At 29.6% G+C, this 26,153-nt stretch carries 27 protein-coding genes; 10 read left to right on the top strand and 17 right to left on the bottom strand.

Going from position 1 to position 26,153, the window contains the following annotated elements:
* Window positions 1-166 precede the first annotated feature (166 nt).
* The 4 genes from RSC72_RS06695 to RSC72_RS06710 form a co-directional block, all read right to left on the bottom strand.
* A complete protein-coding gene (locus RSC72_RS06695) occupies window positions 167-1,351 on the bottom strand; it encodes a hypothetical protein (RefSeq protein WP_332543687.1) in 1,185 nt (394 codons plus the stop codon).
* Between the two features lie 83 nt (window positions 1,352-1,434).
* Window positions 1,435-2,022, bottom strand: coding sequence for a TlpA family protein disulfide reductase (locus RSC72_RS06700; protein ID WP_332543686.1), 588 nt, complete (start codon window positions 2,020-2,022; stop codon window positions 1,435-1,437).
* A gap of 2 nt (window positions 2,023-2,024) precedes the next feature.
* On the bottom strand, window positions 2,025-2,999 hold the full coding sequence (locus tag RSC72_RS06705) for a TQO small subunit DoxD (protein WP_332543685.1): 975 nt from the start codon (window positions 2,997-2,999) through the stop codon (window positions 2,025-2,027).
* Window positions 3,000-3,051: 52 nt separating this feature from the next.
* A complete protein-coding gene (locus tag RSC72_RS06710; RefSeq protein WP_332543684.1) occupies window positions 3,052-3,372 on the bottom strand; it encodes a hypothetical protein in 321 nt (106 codons plus the stop codon).
* Between the two features lie 128 nt (window positions 3,373-3,500).
* Here RSC72_RS06710 and RSC72_RS06715 point away from each other — a divergent pair, with 128 nt between their 5' ends.
* From RSC72_RS06715 to RSC72_RS06725, 3 genes are read left to right on the top strand one after another with little or no spacing between them, the layout of a single operon-like run.
* Window positions 3,501-4,505: a FecCD family ABC transporter permease gene (locus RSC72_RS06715; protein ID WP_332543683.1), complete on the top strand. Its 1,005-nt coding sequence runs from the start codon at window positions 3,501-3,503 to the stop codon at window positions 4,503-4,505.
* Window positions 4,502-5,491, top strand: coding sequence for an ABC transporter ATP-binding protein (locus tag RSC72_RS06720; protein ID WP_332543682.1), 990 nt, complete (start codon window positions 4,502-4,504; stop codon window positions 5,489-5,491). The genes RSC72_RS06715 and RSC72_RS06720 overlap by 4 nt, the downstream gene beginning before the upstream one ends.
* Window positions 5,460-6,149 carry an SDR family NAD(P)-dependent oxidoreductase gene (locus RSC72_RS06725; protein WP_332543681.1) on the top strand — a complete coding sequence of 230 codons (690 nt, stop codon included), beginning with the start codon at window positions 5,460-5,462 and terminating at the stop codon, window positions 6,147-6,149. The genes RSC72_RS06720 and RSC72_RS06725 overlap by 32 nt, the downstream gene beginning before the upstream one ends.
* A gap of 62 nt (window positions 6,150-6,211) precedes the next feature.
* Here the strand turns inward: RSC72_RS06725 and RSC72_RS06730 are convergent, their stop codons facing one another.
* From RSC72_RS06730 to aroB, 3 genes are all read right to left on the bottom strand, one after another.
* Window positions 6,212-6,601: a hypothetical protein gene (locus RSC72_RS06730; protein ID WP_332578455.1), complete on the bottom strand. Its 390-nt coding sequence runs from the start codon at window positions 6,599-6,601 to the stop codon at window positions 6,212-6,214.
* Between the two features lie 75 nt (window positions 6,602-6,676).
* The gene (gene msrB / locus RSC72_RS06735; protein ID WP_332543727.1) at window positions 6,677-7,090 is read right to left on the bottom strand and encodes a peptide-methionine (R)-S-oxide reductase MsrB; all 414 of its coding nucleotides are present in this window, start codon (window positions 7,088-7,090) and stop codon (window positions 6,677-6,679) included.
* Between the two features lie 113 nt (window positions 7,091-7,203).
* Window positions 7,204-8,256: a 3-dehydroquinate synthase gene (aroB, locus tag RSC72_RS06740; RefSeq protein WP_332543679.1), complete on the bottom strand. Its 1,053-nt coding sequence runs from the start codon at window positions 8,254-8,256 to the stop codon at window positions 7,204-7,206.
* 161 nt (window positions 8,257-8,417) lie between these two features.
* Between aroB and RSC72_RS06745 the strand changes: the two genes are divergently transcribed.
* The 7 genes from RSC72_RS06745 to RSC72_RS06775 all read left to right on the top strand — a co-directional run bounded on the left by RSC72_RS06745 (window position 8,418) and on the right by RSC72_RS06775 (window position 16,322).
* Window positions 8,418-9,572, top strand: coding sequence for a GlmU family protein (locus RSC72_RS06745; protein ID WP_332543678.1), 1,155 nt, complete (start codon window positions 8,418-8,420; stop codon window positions 9,570-9,572).
* 129 nt (window positions 9,573-9,701) lie between these two features.
* Complete coding sequence (locus RSC72_RS06750) at window positions 9,702-10,736, top strand: PLP-dependent cysteine synthase family protein (protein WP_332543677.1); 1,035 nt, start codon at window positions 9,702-9,704, stop codon at window positions 10,734-10,736.
* Window positions 10,737-10,841: 105 nt separating this feature from the next.
* Entirely contained in the window at window positions 10,842-12,101 is a 1,260-nt protein-coding gene (locus RSC72_RS06755) for an aminotransferase class I/II-fold pyridoxal phosphate-dependent enzyme (protein WP_332543676.1), read from the top strand.
* A gap of 160 nt (window positions 12,102-12,261) precedes the next feature.
* The gene (serC, locus tag RSC72_RS06760; RefSeq protein WP_332543675.1) at window positions 12,262-13,332 is read left to right on the top strand and encodes a 3-phosphoserine/phosphohydroxythreonine transaminase; all 1,071 of its coding nucleotides are present in this window, start codon (window positions 12,262-12,264) and stop codon (window positions 13,330-13,332) included.
* A gap of 85 nt (window positions 13,333-13,417) precedes the next feature.
* A complete protein-coding gene (locus RSC72_RS06765) occupies window positions 13,418-14,365 on the top strand; it encodes a D-2-hydroxyacid dehydrogenase (RefSeq protein WP_332546195.1) in 948 nt (315 codons plus the stop codon).
* Between the two features lie 42 nt (window positions 14,366-14,407).
* Window positions 14,408-15,655, top strand: a complete 1,248-nt coding sequence (locus RSC72_RS06770; protein ID WP_332546194.1) for a DUF1015 domain-containing protein — start codon at window positions 14,408-14,410, stop codon at window positions 15,653-15,655.
* 7 nt (window positions 15,656-15,662) lie between these two features.
* A complete protein-coding gene (locus tag RSC72_RS06775) occupies window positions 15,663-16,322 on the top strand; it encodes a YggS family pyridoxal phosphate-dependent enzyme (protein ID WP_332546192.1) in 660 nt (219 codons plus the stop codon).
* Window positions 16,323-16,393: 71 nt separating this feature from the next.
* Here RSC72_RS06775 and RSC72_RS06780 read toward each other — a convergent pair whose 3' ends face one another.
* From RSC72_RS06780 to RSC72_RS06820, 10 genes are all read right to left on the bottom strand, one after another.
* Window positions 16,394-18,772 (bottom strand): outer membrane beta-barrel family protein, encoded by a 2,379-nt coding sequence (locus tag RSC72_RS06780; protein WP_332546190.1) that lies wholly within the window; start codon window positions 18,770-18,772, stop codon window positions 16,394-16,396.
* A gap of 121 nt (window positions 18,773-18,893) precedes the next feature.
* Window positions 18,894-19,295, bottom strand: coding sequence for a GLPGLI family protein (locus tag RSC72_RS15840; protein ID WP_442879427.1), 402 nt, complete (start codon window positions 19,293-19,295; stop codon window positions 18,894-18,896).
* Window positions 19,268-19,627, bottom strand: a complete 360-nt coding sequence (locus RSC72_RS06785) for a hypothetical protein (protein ID WP_332546189.1) — start codon at window positions 19,625-19,627, stop codon at window positions 19,268-19,270. Before RSC72_RS06785 ends, RSC72_RS15840 begins: the two co-directional genes overlap by 28 nt.
* Before the next feature lie 16 nt (window positions 19,628-19,643).
* Window positions 19,644-20,684 carry a hypothetical protein gene (locus RSC72_RS06790; RefSeq protein WP_332546187.1) on the bottom strand — a complete coding sequence of 347 codons (1,041 nt, stop codon included), beginning with the start codon at window positions 20,682-20,684 and terminating at the stop codon, window positions 19,644-19,646.
* A gap of 748 nt (window positions 20,685-21,432) precedes the next feature.
* Window positions 21,433-22,017 carry a hypothetical protein gene (locus RSC72_RS06795; RefSeq protein ID WP_332546183.1) on the bottom strand — a complete coding sequence of 195 codons (585 nt, stop codon included), beginning with the start codon at window positions 22,015-22,017 and terminating at the stop codon, window positions 21,433-21,435.
* 196 nt (window positions 22,018-22,213) lie between these two features.
* Window positions 22,214-22,939: a hypothetical protein gene (locus RSC72_RS06800; protein WP_332546182.1), complete on the bottom strand. Its 726-nt coding sequence runs from the start codon at window positions 22,937-22,939 to the stop codon at window positions 22,214-22,216.
* A gap of 34 nt (window positions 22,940-22,973) precedes the next feature.
* Window positions 22,974-23,777, bottom strand: a complete 804-nt coding sequence (locus RSC72_RS06805) for a hypothetical protein (protein WP_332546180.1) — start codon at window positions 23,775-23,777, stop codon at window positions 22,974-22,976.
* 130 nt (window positions 23,778-23,907) lie between these two features.
* Window positions 23,908-24,381 (bottom strand): hypothetical protein, encoded by a 474-nt coding sequence (locus tag RSC72_RS06810; RefSeq protein WP_332546178.1) that lies wholly within the window; start codon window positions 24,379-24,381, stop codon window positions 23,908-23,910.
* Between the two features lie 233 nt (window positions 24,382-24,614).
* A complete protein-coding gene (locus RSC72_RS06815; protein WP_332546177.1) occupies window positions 24,615-25,079 on the bottom strand; it encodes a hypothetical protein in 465 nt (154 codons plus the stop codon).
* A gap of 239 nt (window positions 25,080-25,318) precedes the next feature.
* Window positions 25,319-26,153, bottom strand: an 835-nt coding sequence (locus RSC72_RS06820) for a hypothetical protein (protein ID WP_332546176.1), incomplete at its 5' end; no start/stop codon positions are given.

Raw genomic sequence — 26,153 nt, forward strand, 5'->3', positions numbered from 1 at the left:
ACATTTTATTTAAAGTGGAAAGGTACAAATAGAAATTGCAATTATGTTTGACTTTGATTAAAAAGATGAATTACTTCGTCAAAAAGAGGTATTTATTAACATTAAATAAAACAAAAATAGCATTTCTGTAAGAAATGCTATTTTATATTATTAGAATTTATATTGTTTAGAATTTAAAAATATCATACGTTAATCTTAAACTAAAAAGATTAAAATTACCTCTTAAATTTTGACCAGAGATGAATCTATTGTTTGTGAAATACCTTACATCAAAACCCAAATTATTGTATTTATATCCTATACCATATACAAAATTCGCAGCAACATTTCTTTCGTATGTATCAGAATAATTGGCATAATTTTGAGTAAAATCTTCTGTTAAAACAGGGTTAATTATAGAAGTATTAATTCCTAAACTTACAAAAAATCGAGACCCATCGTTTATATACATATAATGTCTGGCATTAAGAAGAACTTGTATTTCAGAAAGCTTAATATTAACATTATTGTATACAGTTCCAGTTGAATGAGATTCTATATTAATATAATTTAAATCAGCGTTTAATGACCATTTATTGTTATTGATAGGTAAAAAATATTCTAATCCTAAAGTAGCGCCAAATGAAGATCCATCGTTTGTGCTAGATACATTATAATCTCTAGTTTCAATACTAAAATCAGGTGTGTTCATTGCAATACCAGCTGTAATTCTAAATTTCTTAGTATTTCTAATTTTACTATCCTTGGTGTCTTTTTTGACAAAATTTTTACATGAAGAATATTTGTCAATAAATCGTGTTAATTCATTTGTAGTATAATTAACACTATATTTTAAATTTCCACATGAGAAATTCTTAGAAAGTGTATTTTGGTAAGTATTTTTATAAATAGTTTTTCCAGACGAATCAATATAATATCTTTTGTATAATAACAGTTCTAATGGAGAATTGTTGATAGAATAAAAGTAATTATTGAAATCATCAGATTTATAGCTGTACAATTTAACTTCTCCATCATATTCTTCTTTCAAGAAAACAGTTCTATTGTCAAAAATAAAGTTTGGGTCTTTTGATATATTATTTATTTTTTGAGAAGAAACTTCTAAATTTCCTGTATAGCGAATATATTTTTTATCATTTACACTAAATTCTTTAACATCTTTTATAGGTAAAGCCTTTTCGATATTATCAACTTTTATTATAATTTCTGAGGGAGAATTTAGCCAATCTAAATCTTTAATAAGGACTTGATGTGAAGTATCTTTATTATCGATATAAGTTCCTTCACTAAATGTTACTTGACCATATAGAGGTATAGTCATTAATAAAATAAAAAATAAAATGTTTTTCATATATAATATTGTATAAGAGCAAATATATGAAAAAGACAGCAATTTTTAGATTTAACTAAAAATGCTGTCATAAAATTGTTCTGTTATTTATTAATTTTCAATTCATTGATAAAATCTTCAACATCTTTTCCAGAATAATCTGCCATTCCTACTGTTGTATGCGCAATATTTCCTTCTTTATCTAAGATTACGGTTGTAGGTAAAGAACCATTAAAAAAATCTTTTGGAATATCAGAATTTGGATAAACAACTGGCAACGATAATTTTTTACGAGCCATAAATTTTGCCACTTTTTCACGTTTTCCTTCAACTTCTACGGTCAAAATAACGACATCTTTATCGTCTTTAAATTTATCATATAAAACCTGTATTGTAGGCATTTCTGCAATACAAGGAGGACACCAAGTTGCCCAAAAGTTCATAAAAACAACTTTACCTTTCAAATCATCCAGCGAAACAGCTTTTCCGTCAGCATCTACCATGTCGAATTTATAATTTGCCTCTGCAACAGTTTTTGGTTGATTATTTAGTGAATCTATTTTTTCTAATTTTGGTTGAAATAAACCTATTTTCATTAAACCTTGTTGCATCATTGCTTTTGCTTCTGGCACAAAAAGTAAAACCAAAGCTAATGCTCCTACAATTATTGTAGAATAATTTCTTTTTATCATTGTTATAAATTTGTTATTGTTTGTTCCCATTGTAAGCCGCTTATATCCGTTAAAACTACTTTATTTATTTTGTCATCAATTTCAAAATTTAAATTAGCTTTTGCACCCAAAGGTAACACCAAACTGTGCTTATGCGGTGTAACTTTTGCTACATAATAATTATTAATTTGAGCTTTATTTAAATTTGATAAATCTTTCATATCCAAAGATTCTACGATTTCATTTTGATGATTATGAAAATCAATTTTAATCAAAAAAGAACCATAAACGTCAGCGCCTTCTATACGCATTACGTCAAAAGAAACCTTGTTTTGATGTTGTTTCAGATTAGATATTTCCACCTTTGGTTTTACAGATTTGTTGTGTAAAGTTCCGTAAACACCACCATGAAAAACTTGATTGGTAAAAAGTGTAATGAATAAAATGAAAAAACTAAAACCGATAAAATAAGGTGATAATTTTTTGTAAGAAATAGAATTCCAATTGTTTTCTTGTTGAATAAATTGATTTTTATTGAATAAATAATCCAACGATATTTTTCCCGAACCAGCCTGAAATAGAGTAAAACCTCCAGCTAATCCAAGAACGCCGATTTGCCATTCGTCCAAACAAGTTGTCCCAATCCAGCCCGAACCAAGTAAAATTCCCATTGCCAAAAAGAAAACTACAATACTCATGATACGTGTTTTGTAACCGAGCATTAAAAGTAATCCTACAACGCCTTCTACGATGGTAAAAATCCACATATTCCAAAGTAAAGCTTCGGGATTTTCGACTAAATATTGAATAAGAGGTTTGATGAAAAGGGCGTTTGGTAAAAAATGATTGAATTTTTCGCCAATATAACCTGTTGCTTCAGGATCAAGTTTATTTTCTAAAATTAATCGTCTCCAAAAAGCCGAAAAATACGTCCAACCAATGACTAAACGTAATGCCAAAACAGCATTACCCATTGATAAAACAGATGTTTTTTGCATAAATTATGATATAAGTGATTGAATAATTATTATCTAAATAGTTGAGAGATAATTAAGATAACAACGAGTATTTCAATTGCTTATATAAAAGATAAAAAGGAATTTTTGTTGAACCAATTTCAACAGAAGTCGAATGTTCATCTACAATAGAAGAACGCGCAAATTGAATAAAATTTAACTTGATTGGTTCAAAATCTGTATAAAAATCTCCAATTTGTTTGATTGACTTTTTGACTGTTTCAAATTTTACAACACTGCAAGAAGTCGATTTACTATGTATTGTTTTTGCTTGATTTTTACTTTGATGTTGGCTTTGCTCAACCTCCAAAATATGATGAATAGAAGCCTTCATACTACATGGAGAAAGTAACATGAACAGTGAAGTTATGATTAATACTAAGCTTTTAAAATTCATCAAAGCGAAACTAAGACTATTTTCTGAGATTAAATAGAATTGCAAATAAACTTTAAGAAATTATTAGATTTTCTATCTTTGTCTTGATGAAAGAAAAACCACTATTTTTTGCACTCATAATTCTAACATTTTTACTTTTTATTTTAAGTTTAAGTGTTGGAAAAGTCTCGATTTCTTTCGCGGAAATAGTTCATGTTTTTTTAGGAAATTCTGATGAAATGACGAATAATTTAGTGCTAAATTTTAGACTTCCAAAATCTATTACGGCACTTTTAGTCGGAATTTCTTTGCCGATTTCCGGTTTTTTAATGCAAGAATTATTTAAAAATCCTTTGGCAGATCCATCCGTTTTGGGAATAACTTCTATGGCGAGCTTGGGTGTAGGAATTGTAATTTTTCTATTTTCAATAATAGGTTTAGATCAATATTTGAATAATCCGTGGATTACAATTATCGCTTCATTTATCGGTGCTGTAGTCGCTTTGTTGATTGTAGTCGCCTTTTCATTTCGTGTAAAATCTGCTTCATCATTAGTTATTTTAGGATTTATGTTAGCAGGTTTATCGGGCGCTTTAATCGGAATGATGCAATATTTTGCGCCATCAGATAAAATTAAATCTTTTCTGATTTGGGGATTTGGCTCTTTGAGTGGATTATCGTGGGAACAAATTGGCGTTTTTACTTTATTTGTTTCTGGAGGAATCATCGTTTCATTGTTCTCTTTACGTGGAATTACAGCTTTATTATTGGGCGAGAAATATGCACAATCGTTAGGAATTAATATCAAAAAATTACGTTTCGTCATATTAATTTCAACCGCTCTGTTAACCGCTTCTGCAACCGCTTTCGCTGGTCCAATTGGGTTTATAGGATTAGCAATTCCACATATTTGTAGAACATTATTAAAAACAGGAAATATGCGCGTTCTATATCGTTGGATTTTTGTTTCGGGAATATTTTTTATGCTTTTATTTTCGATATTGACAGAAGTTTTTCCGTTCGGAACTTTACCTATAAATATTATTACAGCCTTGTTTGGAGCGCCGATTGTCATTAGTATTTTGTTGAATAATAAAAACGAAGCACGATGAAAGATTTAATTTTAAAATTAGAAAATATTTCGGTTGGATATCATTCAAAAGAAATAATTTCTGAAATAAATGCATCCGTTTTTACAAATGAATTGGTTGCTGTTTTAGGAAAAAATGGAGCAGGAAAATCAACGTTGATTAATTCGATTTTAGGATTTCAGAAAGTAATAAAAGGTGAAATTTTTATCGAAAATAAATCTTTAAATAAAATATCATCTCAAGAAATAGCACAACAAATTGCCGTTGTTTTACCACGTTTATCCATTGTTCCGAAAATAAAAGTTGAAGAATTAGTTGCGATGGGACGTTTGCCTTATCACAAAGTTCTGAAATCTATTTCTAATGAAGAAAAATTGATGATTGATGAGGTTTTACATTTGGTTGGAATTACAGATTTGGCGAATAAATTTGCGAATGAAATTAGCGAAGGTCAACTGCAATTGGTAATGATTGCGCGCGCGCTTTGTCAAGATGCGAAATTGGTTATTTTAGATGAACCAACATCAAATTTGGATTTAGCGAATCAATATAAAATTTTTAATTTATTGAATGAATTAAAAACAAAAACGAATAAATCTTTTTTGATGATTACACATGAAGTTGACTTTGCGTTAGAGAATGCAGATAAAATTTGGTGGATTGAAAACGGAAAATTAGTAGAAAATATTCCCGAACAAGTCGCTTTTGAACATCAGATTATGCAAAAATTATCTGATCAAAATTTGTATTATAATAATGTAACGAATCGATTTTCAATCAGTCAAAAACATATAAAATCAATTAATGTTAAAGGTAATTCTGAATTAGCATATTGGGTAAAAAATGCACTAATCCGTAATGGAATTTCTGTTGAAAATAATGCTGAAAATCATATCGAAATAACAGAAAATAATATCATCTTTGACAATCAAAATTTTGAAAATATACAAGCAATTATAAACTTTATACAGCAAAATGAAAAATATAATTATAACAGGAGCGAGTAGAGGAATTGGTTTTGAATTAGCAAAACAACATTTGCAATTAGGAAACCGTGTATTGACAATTTCTCGTAATGTAGAGAGATTGATGGAGTTGGAAGCTTTTGCTAAAGAAAACCAGTTTTCATATTTAGGAATTGATTTATCAAATTTTGATGAGATTACAAAAGTATTAGAAGAAGTAAAATCTTGGGAAAAAGTAGATATATTGTACAATAATGCTGGTTTGTGTATTAATAAACCGTTTGAGGAAATGTTACAAGAGGATTTACTAAATTCTTGGCAAGTAAATTTTATGGCACCATATAGATTGATACAACTTTTGATGCCGAAATTTGATATAACTTCACATGTTGTTAATATTTCGACAATGGGAGCGGTACAAGGATCAGTAAAATTTCCTGGATTATCGGTTTACTCTTCATCAAAATCTGCGACAGTTAATTTAACAGAATTGTTGGCGGAAGAATTGAAAGAAAATGGACCAAGAATTAACGCAGTTGCTTTAGGAGCCGTACAAACAGAAATGTTAGAAGAGGCGTTTCCTGGTTATATTGCACCAACACAACCAAATGAAATTGCTGAATATTTAGTTGATTTTGGATTGAATGGTTGGAAATATTTTAATGGAAAAGTACAACAAGCTTCTGTTTCTACACCATAGGATTAGAAGATATTAAGATAAAAAAAAGTCGCTAATTAGCGACTTTTTAATTTTATGAAATGTTATTTTTTCTCAACTCTTTTATAAGCTGGTTTGTTTTTAAGCATCAAACTCAACATGAAAATTGTAATTCCTACAAGAGTGAAATAACCTAAAAGCGGTAATCCTGGAATGTGATAATCATTGTATTTGAACATGAAAATACATGCTAAATATCCTGCAAAAATCAAGTAATAAAACATTTTTTTGAAAGATCCATAATTGAATTTTCCTCGAATAAATTGGATAAGATTAATTAAAATCAAAACAAAATAAAATCCAAAAAAAGCATAACGTAATGGGTTAACAGGGCGATCTGTAGTACTAAAATTAACCATTAAATTATAATTGTATGTACCGTTGTAAATTAATAGTAGAAGGATAAGAATGATAAGATATCGAAGGATTTTCATATTATTTTTTATTAAAATTAATTATTCAGATTTATTTCTGAATGCTAAAAAAAGCTGTTATAAAACAGCTTGTGATTATTTTTCTTCTGGTTTAAAATCTAATGATAAAGAGTTCACACAATAACGTAAACCAGTTTCTGTTGGTCCATCGTCGAAAACGTGTCCTAAATGACTTCCGCAGTTTCCACAAAGAATTTCTGTACGCTTCATTCCGTGTGAAGTATCTACGTGTTCTACAATTTTACCTTCTACAATTTCTTTGTCAAAACTTGGCCAACCACAATGTCCATCAAATTTTGATGAAGATGTAAATAATTCTTCGCCACAAGCGCCGCAAGTATAAACACCATCTTCGAAATGCATGTTAAATTTTCCTGTAAATGGGCGTTCTGTTCCCGCTTCTCGCATCACATAATATTGTTCTGGAGAAAGTTCTTTTTGCCATTCTTCGTCACTTTTGTTTACGTTAAACTTAGGGTTATTATCCATTGTAATTGTATTTGTTGTTACTTTTATAGGTTCATCTTTTTTAAAAAGTGATGTACAAGAGTTAAGAAAAAAACTCATAATCACAATATTTATTAAAAATGAACACTTTCTTGTTACCCAATCCATTGGTTATATTTATCAAAAGCTTGTCTAATCTCTTCTTCGGTGCAAACTACATCATAACGACATGATCCAATTTTATTGATTAAGCTAAAGTTGATCGAATTATTTTGGTTCTTTTTGTCGTGTTTCATCCATTGCATTAAGTTAGGGAAAATTTGCATATCAATTGTATTTAAAACATACATAGAGGCAAAACTTTCACAAACTTCTTCTACATCGGCTTTCGAAATTAATTCTTGTTCGTAACTCAAAAAAGTTTCGATAATCATTCCGATAACAATTGCTTCACCATGTAAAAGAGGAAAATCAGTTTCTAATGACTCACTTTCTATTGCATGACCAATTGTATGACCAAAATTTAATATTTTACGTTCACCTTTTTCATACGGATCATTTTCTACCACATTTTCTTTTAGATGAATAGAATCCATAATAAATGGCGCCAATGCTTCTGCATCATGAGAAGGTAATTGTACTAAATTATCCCAATGATCACGATTTTTGATTAAACCATGTTTTAGCATTTCTGCTAGACCAGATTTTACTTGACGCTGTTCTAAGGTTAATAAAAATTTTGGATCAACCAAAACCATTTCTGGTTGATTAAATGTACCAACCATATTTTTCATTCCTTCTAAATCAATTCCGTTTTTACCACCAGCAGACGCGTCAACCATAGATAATAAAGTTGTGGGAATATTGATGAATTTAATACCACGTTTAAAAGTTGAAGCCATAAAACCTCCCATATCTGTCAAAACGCCACCACCAACATTTATAACTAATGCGTGTCGATCAGCACCCAAATCACTCAAAGCAAGCCAAAGATTAGTTACCGTATCAATGTTTTTATTGTCTTCGCCTGAGTCAATTTCCAAGATTTCATACGCAGAAAGATTGTCTAAATCTGCTAATAGTAGAGGTAAACAGTGAATATGCGTGTTTTCGTCTACTAAAAAAAAGATAGTCGAAAATGAATTATTAGCAAGGTAATCGTCTAAAATGTAGGCGATTGACCCGAAATGAATTGGAGCTGATTTCAAAGTAGAAATATTTTATTAAAATGTGCCTAAAATTACGCACACCTTTTGATACAGACCAAATATTTTGAATGATTTATTTTAGGCTATGGAAATAAGATAATATAACCCTATTTTAGGGCTTATAAAATTTAATTTTCTAAATTTGCACAAATTCTTAAAAGATGAATATAGTTCTTTTTGATGGTGAGGAAAGGGAAAACCTTTTACCACTTACGTTTACAAAGCCAGTGGCTTCATTACGAATGGGTGTTTTAACTTTTATCGAACGTTGGGAAAAATTGTTAAAAACGACTATTTCTTACGAGACGGTACCTTATTTAGCGGAAAAATTTCCAATTAGTATTCAATCAGAAAATATATTTATCAATCCCTCATTTTTTCCTTCAAAGAAATTAGTTGAAACTATAGAATCATTAGCTATTGGGCAATCAATTGTATATAATGACAAATTGGTTGCGGTAAAAACAGTAGATAATGAGCCAATAATTACTAATGATTTGGTTCTTTTTGAAGAAGAATTAATTCATATAAAAAATTCTTGGGATTTGTTTACCTATAATTTTCAAGCAATCGAATTTGATTTTGAATTATTAACAGCAGGAAAAACATCTCAGCCAATATCATCAACTAACCGAGTTTTACATCCAGAAAAAATATTTTTAGAAGAAGGTGCAAAAGTAGAATTTGCCATTCTTAATGCTTCCGAAGGTCCAATTTATATTGGTAAAGATGCAGAAATAATGGAAGGATCTATGATTAGAGGAGGTTTAGCTTTATGCGAACATGGTAAAATTAACATGGGAGCAAAAATTTATTCAGGTTGTACAATTGGACCATATTGTAAAGTTGGTGGTGAATTGAATAATGCAATCTTAATGGCTTATTCTAACAAAGGACACGACGGATTTTTAGGAAATGCAGTAATTGGTGAATGGTGTAATTTAGGTGCAGATACAAATAATTCTAACCTAAAAAATAATTATGCAGAAGTAAAATTATGGAGCTACAAAGAAAGTAGATTTGTGAAAACTGGTTTACAATTTTGTGGTTTGATAATGGGAGATTATGCCAAATCTGCAATTAATACACAATTTAATACTGGTACGGTTGTTGGAGTTTGTGCCAACGTTTTTCAATCTGGGTTTCCTCCAAACTTGATAAAACACTACAGTTGGGGTGGGAATTCTGATGCACCAATTTTTAGTTTTGATCGCGCTTGTGAAGCAGCAGAAAAGATGATGGAGAGAAGAAAAGTAGATTTAACAGCTACTGATAAAAAGATCTTAGAACATATTTTTAATTTAAATAATAAGTAATTTAACAACGTGAAATTGATGATGATTTTTTAAAAATATTGCAATATGATTAATTTAATACGTTAATCTTTTAACAATTAATTAAAAAATCCTTAATTTTGCTTTTTGTTAGAAAAGAATATTTGTGAAATGACTGGTAAATATAAAAACGTTTTAGAGTTAATTGGAGAAACTCCATTAGTTCAATTAAACAGAATTAACCAAGACATTCCGGGCGAAGTTTATGCAAAGTTAGAGTGTTACAATCCTGGACACTCAACAAAAGACAGAATAGCTTTACATATTATAGAAGAGGCTGAAGAAAAAGGTTTGTTACAACCAGGTGCTACAATTGTAGAAACAACATCGGGTAATACTGGATTTGCTGTGGCAATGGTTGCTATCGTAAAAGGTTATAAATGTATCTTAGCGGTATCGGATAAAACTAAAGCTGAGAAAATCTCGTTTTTGAAAGCAATGGGAGCAAAAGTATTTTTGTGTCCTGCTAATGTAGCCGCAGATGATCCTAGATCATACTACGAAGTTGCAAAGCGTATTGCTGCCGAAACACCTAATTCTCTATATATTAATCAATATTTTAATCAAGGGAATACAGAAGCTCACTATTTAACAACAGGTCCTGAAATCTGGAATCAAACGGAAGGTAAAATAACACACTTAATCGGTTGTACAGGTACAGGAGGAACTTTGACAGGTAGTGCACGTTTTATTAAAGAATTAAACCCAGATGTAAAAATCATTGGAGTTGATGCATACGGATCAATCTTAAAATCTTACCATGAAACGGGAGAAGTAGATCCAAATGAAATTTATCCTTACAGAATCGAAGGAATGGGAAAAAATTTAGTTCCTGGCGCTTTAGATTTTAGTATGGTTGATAAATTTGTAAAAGTAACAGACGAAGAAGCGGCTTACCGTACAAGAGAAATTGCTTTGAAAGAAGGAATTATGGCGGGATATACTTCTGGTGCTGCTACACAAGCATACAGACAACTAGCTGAGCAAGGAGAATTTGACGAAAATTCTTTAGCAGTTATTTTGTTCCCTGATCACGGATCACGTTATATGACAAAAGTCTTTAGCGATGATTGGATGGTAGAACAAGGCTTTACGAATAGTAGGTTAAATGGCTTAGAGTCAAGAGCTACTGTAGAGCGCGTATAATAATAATGATTATATTTGTAAAAAAATAGTAATAAAGTAGAGTGATGAAAGTATTATTTCATCTTTCTACTTTTTTTCAATTAATAAAAAAATAAACAAAATAAAATGGACATTTTTGAACGTTTAAAACAAAACCCTGGACCATTAGGTCAATTTGCTGATTACGGTGAAGGATATTATGTTTTTCCTCAATTAAAAGGAGAAATAGGTCCAGTAATGGAATTTCAAGGTAAAAAAGTTATTACTTGGTCAATTAATAACTATCTAGGTTTAGCTAATCACCCAGAAGTTCGTAAAGCAGATGCTGATGCAGCTGCAGAATACGGTATGGCTTATCCAATGGGAGCTCGTGCAATGTCTGGACAAACAGATTTTCATGCACAATTAGAGCAAGAATTGGCTGATTTTGTTCAAAAAGAATCATCTTATTTATTAAATTTTGGATACCAAGGTATGGTATCTACAATTGATGCATTAGTTTCTAAAAACGATGTAATCGTATATGATGCTGAATGTCATGCTTGTATCGTAGATGGTGTACGTTTACATTTTGGTAAACGTTTTATCTATCAACACAATAACATCGAAAGTTTTGAAAAAACAATTATTCGTGCGCGTAAAATTGCTGACAGACAAGGAGGTGGTGTTTTAGTAATAACTGAAGGTGTTTTCGGAATGACAGGTAAACAAGGAATCTTGAAAGAGATTGCGGCTTTCAAAGACGAATACAAATTCCGTTTATTAGTAGATGATGCACACGGTTTTGGTACTTTAGGTAAAACTGGAGCTGGAGCTGGAGAAGAGCAAGAATGTCAAGATGCAATTGATATTTATTTCTCTACTTTTGCTAAATCTATGGCTGGTTTTGGTGCTTTTATCGCAGGAAACAAAGATATTATTCGTATTTTGAAATATAACTTACGTTCTCAAGTATTTGCTAAATCTTTGACAATGCCAATGGTAATCGGAGGTTTAAAACGTCTTGAATTATTAAGAAATCATCCAGAACTTAAAGACAAGTTATGGAAAAATGTAGAAAAAATTCAAACAGGTTTACAAGAGCGTGGTTTTGATATTGGAGGTTCTAATACATGTGTTACGCCAATTGTTTTACAAGGATCTACTATTGAAGCAACTATTTTAGCAAAAGAAATGCGTGAAGAATACGGTATTTTTGTTTCTGTTGTAATTTATCCTGTAATTCCAAAAGGAATGATTATTTTCCGTATTATTCCTACAGCAGCTCACGAAGATGAGCACATCGAATATACATTAAACTCATTTGCTGAAATTAAAGAAAAATTGGCAGATGGTTATTATAAAAGAAAAGCAGAAGAAATGAATGTTGATTTCATTCAATACTAAAATAATATTTTATAAAATTATATGAAAACCCTAAACAAATTCTGTTTGGGGTTTTTTGTTTGTAGTCTGTTAAAAAGTCAATCATTTAATCTCTTTATTTGAGCATTTGATTTAGTATATTTGTTACAGTAAAAACAAACACAACACACAACAAATCATTATGAAAATTCACAATTTTAGCGCAGGACCATGTATTTTACCACAGGTTGTTTTCGATAAAATGGCAGAAGCTATTTTAGATTTTAACAATTCTGGAACATCAATCTTAGAAATTTCTCATCGTCGTAAAGATGCTGTAGAAGTGATTGATACAGCAAGAGCTTTAGTAAAAGAGTTAATGAATGTTCCCGAAACTCACGATGTCATTTTTATGCAAGGTGGTGCTTCATTACAATTTCCAATTGTTGCATACAATTTATTGAAAGAAGGAGGAAAAGCAGCATATACACAGACGGGTAAATGGGCTGAAAATGCGATAAAAGAGGCAAAACGTTTCGGAGAAATTGAATTAATTGCTTCATCTCAGGACAAAAATTATTCATACATTCCAAAAGGATATACAATTCCAACTGACGTAGATTATTTTCATTGCACATCAAACAATACAATTTTTGGTACACAAATGAAAGAGTTTCCAGACTCTCCAGTACCAACGGTTTGCGATATGTCATCTGACATATTATCTCGTAAAGTTGATGTTTCTAAATTTGGAGTGATTTATGCCGGAGCTCAGAAAAATATGGGACCAGCTGGTTCTACAATGGCAATTGTTCAGAAAGATATTTTAGGAAAAACAGGTCGTAATATTCCTGATTATTTGAACTACGCAACACATATTAAGAATGAATCATCTTTCAATACTTGGCCAGTTATTGCAATTTACGGTGTAATGCTAAATTTACAATGGTTGAAAGAGCAAGGTGGAGTAGATGCAATTGCAAAAATAAATACAACAAAGGCAGATACAATGTACGCTGAAATAGACCGTAATGGTTTGTTTACAGGAACTGCAAACATAGAAGATAGGTCGCAAATGAATGCAACATTTGTATTAAATAACGAAGATTTAAAAGCAGAATTTGAAGTTTTATTAAAACAAGCTGGTGTAGATTCTTTAACAGGACATCGCGACGTTGGTGGTTACCGCGCTTCTATGTACAATGCTTTACCATTAGAGTCTGTACAAGTTTTGGTAGACGTAATGAAACAATTTGAACAAAAATTTGGATAAAAATATATAGAGTAGTTAGTAATTAGATTTTAGTCCTTAGAGCTAACTAATTACTAATTACTTTTTACTAATTACTATTATAAACATGAAAATATTAGCAAACGACGGAATTTCTAAAGCAGGACAAGAAGCTTTAGAAGCAAAAGGTTTCGAAGTAATAACTGCTCACGTAGCACAAGAACAATTAGAAAATTATATTAACGACAAAGGAATAGAAGTCCTTTTGGTGCGTTCTGCAACCAAAGTTCGCCAACCATTGATAGATGCAACTAATCTTAAAATTATTGGTCGTGGAGGTGTTGGTATGGATAATATCGATGTAGATTATGCCCGCGAAAAAGGTATTCAAGTCATTAATACTCCAGCATCTTCATCACAATCTGTGGCAGAGTTTGTAATTGCACATATTTTTTCTATCGTTCGTAATTTGCATCAATCAAATCGCAATATGCCTTTAGAGGGAGATTCTAACTTCAATGGATTGAAAAAAGCCTATGCAAAAGCAATCGAATTAAGAGGGAAAACTATGGGTGTAATTGGTTTCGGACGAATTGGTGTAGAAGTAATTCGTGAAGCAATCGGTTTGGGAATGAATATTTTAGTTTATGATAAATTTCCTGCGACACGCGATATTGAATTAGAATTTTTTGATGGTCAAAAAGTAACATTTACCATAACATCTGTTAGTTTTGATGAAGTAATTTCTAAAGCAGATTTCATCACATTACACGTTCCTTCGCAAGATGGATATATTTTAGGAGAAAAAGAATTTGCGAAGATGAAAGATGGTGTTGTAGTGGTTAATACTGCTCGTGGAGGTGTTATCGATGAAAAAGCATTGGTTGATGCGATAGAAGATGGTAAAGTTGCTGGTGCAGCTTTAGATGTTTTTGAGAATGAACCAACACCAGAAATGGGATTATTAATGAATGAAGCTTTATCTTTGTCGCCACATATTGCAGGTTCTACAAATGAAGCGCAAGACCGAATTGGAACAGAATTAGCCGCACAAATCATCGAGATTTATGGTTAATTCTATACAACTAATCAATTTTTCTTAAATAAAACTATTAAAATGCCTCAATTTAAACCATTTAAAGGAATTCGTCCTACAGAAGAAACTTCGCAGAGTTTTGTAACTCTTGCTATAAATCAATATACGAAAGAGGAGTTAGATCAAACTTTAAAATCTAAAGATGATACTTTTTTGCATATTATATTGCCAACTTGGGACGATACGATAGAAGATTCTAAAGAAAAATTTAGTAAAGTAAGAAAGAATTTTGATGATTTTATTTCAAGAAAAGTCTTAGTTCAAGACAAATCATCTTTCTATATTTATCAAGTTTCACAGCCAGATGGTCGTGTAACAAAAGGATTGTTGGGTTTAGTTGATATAGATGATTACAAAGAAAATAAAATAAAACGTCATGAAGAAACTTTAGAGCGTCGTGTAAATTTATTTGCAGATTATTTGAAAGAAAGTCATTTTCATGCAGAACCAATTTTATTAACGTATAACAGAGTTCAACGTGTTGATTTGTTAATTGATACGGAAATGAAGCGTAAACCAATTCTGAAATTTTCGGAAGAAAATGGTACGCAACACTCATTATGGCGTGTAGATAATAGGCTTAATATTAAGCAAATAAAAGATTCTATTGAAAGGTTAGAAGAATTATATATTGCAGATGGACATCATCGTATGGAAAGTTCTGAGCGATATACAAAACATGCACGCAAGAATTCTGAAGATGAAGTTTATGGAAATGAAGCATTTAATTATACTTTAGCACTTTTAGTTACCAATGACGATTTGATTATAAATGATTATAATCGATTAATTAAAGATTTGAACGGTTTATCTTCAAAAGAATTTTTACAAGCTTTGGAAGAATCATTTGAAATTTTTCCGAAAGGAAGTGAAATAATTATTCCAACTAAAAAACATCATATTGTGATGTATTTAGATGGAGAATTTTACAGTCTTTTTGTAAAGAATAGTTTACTTACAACAAAAGGTTTGAGCGAACTTGATACCTATATTTTTGAAGAAAGTATTCTGAAAAATATTTTAGAGATAAAAGATACTAAAAAAGATAAACGCGTTCATTATGAATATGGTACGCGTGACAAATCTGGTGTAGAAGCATTGAAAAATAAAGTTGATAACAATGATTATGTTGCAGCTTTTGCTTTCTATCCAGTAAATGTTAAAGATTTACAATTAATAGCTGATTTAGGGCTTAAAATGCCTCCAAAAAGTACTTATATAGAACCAAAACCTTTGAGCGGATTTCCAATTTTTGATTTGAAAGAATAAAAAAATAATGAGTATTCAAAATAATTTAAAAAGAATTGAAGCAACAATTCCTTCACATGTAACGCTTGTTGCAGTTTCTAAAACTAAACCTGTAGAAGATTTGCAAGAAGCTTATGATGCGGGAATGCGAGATTTTGGAGAAAATAAAATACAAGAAATGAGTGATAAATACGAAGTCCTACCAAAGGATATTCGTTGGCATATGATAGGTCATGTACAAACCAATAAGGTGAAATATATGGCAAGTTTTGTGCATTTGATTCATGGTGTTGATAGTCTAAAATTGTTGAAAGAAATAAATAAACAAGCCGAAAAAAATAACCGTGTGATAGATGTTTTATTACAACAATTTATTGCAGATGAGGAAACGAAATTTGGTTTGGATAAAGAAGAAATTCAACAAATATTGCAAGAAGAAATTCAAGATTTACCAAATATTCGTGTTGTTGGATTGATGGGAATGGCAACATTTACAGATGATGAAAATCAAATCAGAAATGAATTTAAAACACTGAAATCTAACTTTGATGAAGTGAAAAAAAATAACACTAATATTTCTGTTTTATCTATGGGAATGTCTGGAGATTACCAGCTTGCAATAGAGGAGGGAAGTACGATGGTTCGCATTGGAAGTTCTATTTTCGGAAACAGAAATTATTCTATTTAAGATTTAATTTTTAGTAAAAAATATAAAAACCTGAACAAATCAATGTTCAGGTTTTTTTTCAGGAATAAATTTTAACCTTTTCCACCGCTTTGTTCTTGGTTAGATTTAGAACGTTCGATATTGAATTGTTTTCCGAAATTATAGGTAATTCCGAAACGAAATTGTCGATAAGCTGTATATTCATTTTGATTAAAAACTTTATTTGAAACAGATGAATATATTGGATTTTTATTTGCGAAAATATTATTTACATTCAATGATAATTGAAGTTTTTTATTGAAAATCATGGCGCGTAATCCTGCATTATGTCGCATAAAATCTGTTACAGTTGTTAAGTTTTCAATACTTTTAGTGTAATAGTTGAACGAATAATTAGCAAAGAGTGTTTTTTTCTTATTCAAATCTAAATTATTTGTAATACGAAACTCACTATTTAGTCCATCAAGATCTTCTATCTCAGGAATTATACTAGTTGTTTTACGGTAAAAAACATCTGCAGCAACATTTAATTTCCACCATTTTGTAGGTTTTACATTCAAGTTCTCGCTTACACCAAAACTGTATGTTTTACCTAAATTGTATGGTTTTGATGTAGATATTTTTGTATCAGGATCGATAAGATTAACTTGTTCGAAAATATCATTAGCTAAACGATAATAAAGGCTCGTTATACTGATGTCTTTGTACGCATATTCTAATTCGAAATTACTCGAATTGGAAGGTGATAAATTGGGGTTTCCTGTAGAGATATTATAATCATTTTCTTTAATCTCTAATGGATTTAGGTACCAAATAAATGGACGATCTACGCGACGAGAGTAATTTAAGGTAAATGAATGATTTTCCGAAGCTTGATACATCAAATAAGCAGTAGGATATAAGCCATCAAACTTTTTTGAATATTCGAAATTATCCGATTTCATTAAACCTTCTACTTCTGCATGCTCATATCTTAAACCAGCTTTTGCAGTCCATTTTTCGCCTAATTTTCTCTCAACAGAATAATACAACGCATATACATTTTCATTGTACTGGTATTTATTTTGTGTTAAAGGCTCGGTTAGTGTTGTTTTATTTGTGCGTAAATTATCGGTTTGGTCTTGTGCCCATCGTAGACGTGTTCCATAATTCATTTTCCATTCCTTAATAGGTTGCTCCATATCGATACTCAAATTATATCGATTTGAAGATCTTTTTACTTTTGCATTATTATCTTGATATTTTCCATCAATTTCATTCCAATTTGGATCAAATTCGTTGCTTAAAGCTTTTGAAACTTCATCACCACCATTGTTTGAATAATCAAAATCGAAAGTTAATTTTTTACCTTCAGTTGAGAATTTTTTGATAATATGATAATTAAAACCAATATAATTCCAACTCCAACTAGAACCATTTCTATCGGTTGTAATATATTTTTCTATTTTATTTTGAGGAACATTAAAAACACTTGTTACATTTTTACTGTCATAATTTCCACCACCATCGCCGATATCAAGATTGAAACCAGTAATTAATTTATCATTGATTTCATAGTCAACACCAATTTTTCCACCAACGTAATCATTATCATTTTTATTAAAACCATTTTTCAGCCAATGTTCATTTTCGTAAAGTCTTTTTTCACGATTTTCATTGTACCAAGATCCATTTCCATTATAGATATTAGAAATTAAAGTCCATTTTCCTTTTCGGAAATTGACACTTCCGTTAAGATTATAACCACCATATTTTTGCTTGTTATAAGATGTAGATACAGATCCATTAAGGCTTTCTTGTTTTGCATTTTTCAATACAATGTTTACAATTCCACTATTTCCAGTTGCATCATATTTTGCAGGAGGATTTGTAATCACTTCAATTTTATCGATATCTTCTGTTCTAATTGTTTTCAGATAATTTGCCAATTGTGAAGCATCCATTTGCATCAATCGGTCGTTAATCATTACAGTAATAGAGCCTTTTCCGATAATAGAAATTGCATCTGTACTTTCGTCAACTTTTATTCTTGGAGCTAATTTTAGTGCATCTAAAGCATTTCCTCCTTTTGCACCTTCGGCCATATCGACATTAAAAACTAATCGATCAACTTTCTTTTCAATTAGCTTTTTTTGACTTGTTACAACAGCTTCTTTTAGATCAACATTATCGGTTTTCGGAACAATAATTACTCCTATTTCTTGGTTATTCTGAACAATAATTTGTTGTGTGTGCAATATTTTACCAGCTTCTTCTACACGGATTGTGTAATTACCTTCTTCTAGTGTTGTTGAATAATGCCCATTCTCATCTGTAGACACTTCGTCTACAATTTTTTCACCATTCATTATGATTACATCAGCTAATGCAACAGGTGTTTGGTTGGAGTAGTTTATAGTTCCTTTTACTTCTTGTTGTGCGTAAACTTGTAAAGCCACGCAACAGAATATAGGGAGGAAAATTTTCTTCATTCTATTGGGTTATTTACAAATAAGACGCACAGCTATACAAAAAGTTACATGCGAAAAGTGAAATTAATCTTAAATTTTATTATTAATTATTAAAGAAAACAAAAAAAAAGATGAATCATTGTTATTTTTCAACTCCTTCATTGACTGGTTTATTAGCCTCGTTCAATTCTTTTCTCATTTCCTGAAAAGTGACAATTTTACCTTTAGTTGGTAAACTTATTTTAAGATTTTCTTTTAGAATTTCGAGATGATTTATTTTGAAAATTGTTTTGAAATATGGCGTAATTACTTCTGCTTGTAAGATTAATCCTGGTAAATTTGCAAAATTATGAGGTCCATCTTTGTATTTTATATCTGTAGAATACCAAGCCGAAAATTCATTTCCTTGTTCATCTGTACCAATAGCTTTTACAGCATTGTAGCCATTAATTACCGATTTTTCTTTTGTTAATTTCCAATGAAAATCTGGTAAATTATCTTTTACTAAATATGTTTTTACGTTGATGTCAAATTGTTTATATATTCATTTTTAGAAAAATCTTTGTACAACGGATTTTGTTCAGATTTTAAAACTTCTTGCACAATCATATCTGCTTCATCTTGCGCATTATTAAGCTTAATATCTGCTTTGAAAATGGATAATTCGTTGTTACTTTCTAAAATGAAATCAACAAAAACACCTCTATCTATGGCTTTTTTGAAAACAGGTTGAACATCTTTCGGAAACATGTCTTTTGATTGTTCATAATCAAAAATAAATTCTGCTTTGTAGGTTGCGCGTATACTTTCTTTTTTTGCTTGTGCCGAAAGATTAATTGTTAAAAACAATATGATTGCTATTACGATATTTCTCATTTTTTTGTTATTATATTTAATTAAAACTTCTTCTTATATCCATTTTTTCATTGACAGACTTCTTGAATTCTGGGAAAGGTTGAGAGTTGAAATCTTTTACTTCGAGGTTTACTTTTACATCAAATACATGTTTAATTTTTTCATTATCTAAATAAATTGTGCTGGATGTTGATGAAGTTTCTTTTAATATCCATTTTCCTTGAAAAGGTCTATATTTATAAATCTGATCATAATAAACTACAATATCATTACTTTTTTTATATTCTACATTTTCCATTTTTGATTGATGTTCTACAATCGCAAAAGTTTCTTTATCGATTAAAAACCAATTCTTCACTTTTGATTGCTGATTGCTAAATTCAATCTCATACATGTATTTATCAGCATATTTAGAAATTTGAACATATTCTTCATCGTAATATTTTTCACCAAATCTATTTAACATACTTTTCGTAACTTCTAAAAGAGAAATATTTTTAAAATACTGAAACATACTATATGAGCTATTCAATTTTGAACCTTCTCCAATAATTCTTTCATTAACAACATTATTCGAATGTATTTTCACTTGATCTTTCTTAAATCTAAACTGTAAATCGACATTAATCAAATCTCTGTTAACGGAATCTATAACAGCTTCACGCATAAAATTTATTTTGTAATAATGTTCTTCTGTGTTGAAGTTTTTAGCATAATTCTCTATTACTTTTTTTAAAATATCTTCGGCTTTTAAGTTGGTTACAAATACTTCTTTCAGTTCAATTTCGTTTACTTTTTCAAGTTTAATGTTCATTTCAGATTTTAAATCAGAAACTTTAATCGTTGTATTTTGATAGTCTTTTTTCGATACAATCAATTCATCTGTTTGCGCAACATTACTCAAATCAACTATCGTTTTTCCTTCCATGTCTGAAACGAAATTTTTTGTTGAATTTCTGAAATAAATATCTGCATCATCAAGAGGTAAATTATCTGATAAATCAATAATTTTTAGGTTGACAATTTGGGCATTAACTACAATTGTAAAAAGTGTAAATAGGTAAAATAGTTTTTTCATAGTTTAATCAAAGCTTCTACGAATATCTATTTTTTTCTTTTACATAGTTGTTAAGTTTATCAAAACGTGAGTGTTAAACTATTTAACGCTAATGATTCGTGTGAAAATTCACGCAATTTATAGTTTGATGTTTTTAAGTCATGATATTTAGTTTTTATAAGATGTAACCGCGCTAAATAAAAATAGGTCTGCATTGCAAACCTATTGTATTTTTTTATCATCACTATTTTTTAGAGATTATCTGATTAGTTTATTATTAGAAAAGTGATTTCGGTTTATAAACTTAGTATTTATATGATAATTTAACTTCCTGTATTTGACCATAAAATGAAAAAGATAATGGAAAGTAGCAAATGAATAAATGGAATAAAAATTAAAGCTGGTTTTTTCTTATTTATATAGACGATCAAACTCAAAAAGTAGGATATTGGGTATAATGTGGTAATAATCATAAATGAATATAAGATAATTAGTGTACTAATGGGCGTATTGGGCGATTTATGACCTGCAAATGACATGATATTAGCAAATATAATAAACGGATAAATAAGCAATGGAATAAATAAAATAACGAATGCTATAATTTCTAAAGGTTTTCTTTTCATGTATTAGGTTTCGGTGTAAGATTGATTTCTGTTTTTAGCTAATGTTTCCAAGCTTGACGAAGACGGATAAAAGAAGCACAAAACTTGAATTGAAGAACAATTGTTGAGCCTTTGTTTGTTAGCCTACTATTGCAAACCTCTTGTTAGGTGTTCGCTTTTTTTATTCGGTTGAATATTTGTCGTCCAATGTAGTCATTCAATTTTTTGTGTTTTGTTCGTCTATAATATACGTTCCAGTAACTTATCATTCGACTTTCTGTTTGTTGTCTGTATTTAGGATTTTCAATAAAAAATTTCAAATAATTATTAATTGTCTTGTCATTAATATGTTTGTCAACAACTTCTAAAATTTCTATAACATACTCTCCTAAAAGCTGAAAAATATAAGGAATTACAAAATAATCTTCTATATTATCAACTAATTTTTCTAATCGTTTTTGTCTAACAAAACCATTATGATGTCTTAAATAAATACAGTTTAGAATAGTTTGTTGCTTGAGTGTCAAATTATTTCCTGTTGTATCACTCAGATTGTCAAAATAAACTCGTCCTGGTATTATTAATTTTTGTCCATTCAAAATTACTTCTTGCACAACTGTTGGATGTATGTCAAAGTTCTTATCAAGCAAAAAATTCACAACAATTTCAACATCTTGCTTTAATTCTGTCGGAAATGCATTCAGAAGTTTCTGTCGATTTACGTTTAATATGTTAGTTGAAATTGTCATTAAGTTTTCGGTTTTTATAAAGTGGCACATGACGTTTCGGGGCTTTACAATGGTGGGGCAATTGAAGCACAAAACTTTTTCAATGAAACTAAGTTAAGAAAAAATAATATGAAAAGCATTTTGCGGAATAAATAGAGTAGAAGTTGAACTTTGCACTAAACCCTGCATTTTGCAAAACCTATGTTATGTGACGTTTTTATTCAACATAATACCAAGGAATGTTAAAGAGTCCTTGTTTCAGATCAATTTTCACTGTTTCTCCTACAAATGTTTCATCAAATTGTTCTTTAGAAACAGAAATATTTTCACTGTCATAATGATGTCCCCAAGGCTGAATTTTCAGATTATAAGTTGTCGATCTTCTTCCTTTTGATATACTTTTATCTAACACTTTTACGTCATATACTTTTGGATCAGAATCATCATATATACAGTTTATCCCATATACTCCCGCAAAACTATAAATGAAGATATTAAAAGTAAGAGAAAGATAAATCCAAGTTTTATTTTTATTTGTTTTTTCAATGATTTTGTGTGTTGTTAATAAAAGAATAATAATTATTATAAATCCTAAAATACCTGGAATAATTAAACTGTAGAAGTTTTCAAACTCATAATCTAAAATTACTCTTAATAATATTATCCAAGCAGCAACATCAATAAAATCTGCTACATCATATTTTTTAGATTTATTATTTTCTTTCGTTATTTCTACTAAACTAGCAATACTTGGTCTTCCATTAATTCCATTTAAAATTATTCCGAAGATTGGAATGATTAATAGAATAGTGAAGAGGATTTTATATGGATGAGGATAAAACATAAACCATAACGCTAAACCAATTGTTAAATATTCTAGCCAATCTAATTTATGGAATGTTAATTTTGATTCAGAGTTGTTTCTTTTTCTTTTGTTTGTCATCTTTTTTGTAAATACAATGTTAGCTGTAGTTTTTTTATTTGTAATGAAAAGTTAAACTCATTTCACTATTTACGATAGTTCCACGAGCTGTTGCAGGTTTCCATTTTGCTTTTCTAACGAAATTTTCAATTTGCTTTTCAATTTCTTTTCGGAATTTTTCATTTTTCTTATTTTGAAAAGTTGAGCTTATTTCTAAATTAGAGATGCTTTCATCTTTGTGCAGTATAAAATCAGCATTTGAGTACGAATAATATTTTTCACCTTTGTATTTGAATTCTTCAGGATATTTAAAACCTTTAAAAAAATCTTTTCTATAGTTGTCAAAAAATTCTGAATAGTCATCTGTGCCATAATACCTTGATGTCATATCACAATCTTCAAATTTAAAAATATCATTTCTATGTTTTGAAACGTAAATATTTTCCGCAACTTGTCTTAAGGAATCAATGAACTTAATTCCATGTCTCAAAGCAATTTCATTTTCCATTTTTTTTCCGTAACAATTCTGTTTTTCCCAAGGAATGGTACAGTAATATCCATTTTCTTCTGTAGCAATGAATTTTTTAGCGAGTAGTGAATCCATTTCAAGGTTACTACTATAATTTTCCACCATTCCAAATAAATGAGTGTAAACTAATTTATTTTTTCTAATATCAATTTCAGCTCTTTTTGTTTCAGTATTGCATAATGAGTCCCAATATTTTATTTCTTCCTTTTCCATTGGAATTGAAACTCCAGCAATGGGTTCATATTCAGATTTGTTTTGAAGTATATTTTTTATTTTACAATTTGTCAGCGAAAAAAATATTAAAACTATTATTGGTACGATTATTTTCATAAGATTATAGCTAATGTTTCGGGGCTTAGCGAAACAGTAAGCAAAAGCCAATTACTTGAGTAAATTTAAGAAAAAAGTCAATGTAATTGGCTTTTTGCGGAATAAAAAGCCGAAACTTCAATGAAGCACTTCACCCGCCATTGCGCCAAACCCTTGTTATAGGCAGGCTTAATTCTGGCCAATCATATTCTTCGTTTTCATTGAAGGGAACACCCATTTCGAAATTTACAATGTTTGCAAATTCTGAATGTAGGCTTAGCCAGTAATTTTCGTTAAAATAATCAACAAAAAAATGATATTCAGTAATTTTCCAATTAATTATTTCATTTTTAAAATAATTTTTAACTACTGCAGTTTTTTGTCCAATAATTTTATTCTGGTTAAAAGTTAAATTCTCATTTTTGGTTCTTAAGTAACCTAATCTATTTTCAAAATTTTTATAAAATGTTAACCTTAATTTCTTATCATTACATTCAGAAATTATTTGATTATCATCATCTTCGTCTACAAACCTTTTATTTGGTTTTCCTAATATTTTAATAATTTCATTTTCAGTCATTCCAAATTTCAAGTTACCAATTCCATTTTTCAATTTAATTTCCATAATTGAAGTTTAAGTTAGGTTTAAGCTTGCCTATAACGAGTTTTGTATTTGCGAAGAACGGGTAGAATTTGAATGAAGTTCAATTTCGTACGTTCAAGTAAATTGCTCATTTTATAAAACTAATTTAAGTAGAAGTTTTTATAAAAGTAATTTTTGCGGGCGGAAAAATCTGGGTTGAAAGTTTACTTTCAGCCCGTTTTTTTTTGTAAAAACAATGTTAGCTGTAGTGTTTTTTATAATATTTTTGTTGCGATTTTTATAAATTCATTTGTATCCATTTCTGGAATTTGTTCATAAGTTATATATCCATACTGACTTTGAGTGAATAATTTAAGTTTGTGGTAATATTCATCTTCAATTTTAGTACTACTTTTTAAAGTATTACAGAATAAACCAAATATTATTTTCTTATCAGTTGTGAAAATAATCATTGCTCCTTTTAAGTCTTCGTTTCTTGTATTATTCCAATAAAGTGAATATTCGGCATTTGGATTTTGAATTAAGAATTTTATTATTTGATAATCACTTTGAAAAATAAATTCTGTTTCATCTTCATATTGTGGATATTCATATTCACTTGTGCTTTCATTTCTTTCAGGAATGAAATGATTCAGGAATTCAAATATAAATTTTTCGTTTCGATTGTTATTTAATGCATAGCAATCGGCATAAGTTCCATTATAATCAAATGCTTTCATTATTTACAAAATCTTGTATTTACGGATGGTTTGAGCATTGCCGCTAACGGAAAAAGGCTTTGCGAAGTGCGGGAATTTTAGAACTGAAAGTTCAATAATTCCAAAACGTAGCAAATGCTTTTTCTTATTGTCTAAATTAAGGAAAAAAACAATATGAAAAGCATTTTGCGGAATAAATGGATAGAAGTTCAATTTTTTACGAACCCCCGCATTTTGCCAAACTGATGTTAGCGGTAGTCTTATTTTGTTTTCATTCTATAATTCCAACTTCTATTTACGTAACCTTTACTTTCAAATTTCTCGTGTTTTCTTTCAGTTACTAGATTTGAAGAAAAGTTGTATTCCGTAATTTTATCTGTTATTTTTTTCTCTTTAATGCCAAATTCTGATGAAACAAACTGATTAAGTAATTTGTCATTTGAAACCAAATTCAAATTTCTATTAACAGCTACTGAAGCAATTAATAAATCGTTCCAACAATTTCTAAAATCTTCTTTCAGAGAATGTTTCAGCAGAAATTTACTTAACAATTCCATTGATAAATCGACATCTGATTGGTCGAGTGAAATACAATTCAAATTATAATCTATTAAGAAATTATATTTAGAATTAATATCTTTAAAATCTTCTTTTGGTAAAAAGTCAATTGAAGCCTTTAAAAGTTCTCTTTCTTTATTATTAATTATATGTTGTACAGATATATTGTTATATAGATTGTAACTTGGAAAATCATTGTTGAATTCAAATGTTATGCTATCTGATAATCTTTTATTAAAAGCTCGATTTTTGTGGAATTTAGAAAGTAACATTCCAAAGTGAACATTTAAGCCAGTATTAACGGGTATATAATATTTAGCTGAATTCGTATGCACTTTTTCTATATTCTTTAAAAATTCAAGAGCATTTATTGAGCAAATATTTTTGTCTTTTATATCAATTTTATATTTAGAATTCTTATGCTTGTAGTATAAGATATTTGTGTCGATTAATTCCATTTTTTTAAAGATTACCGCTAACGGTCGTCGGATTTGTGATAGTCCAAAATTTAGTAACGAAGTTACGTGAATTTTGGAT

The sequence above is a fragment of the Algoriella sp. genome (assembly GCF_036647415.1).
Classification (GTDB): Bacteria; Bacteroidota; Bacteroidia; order Flavobacteriales; family Weeksellaceae; genus Empedobacter.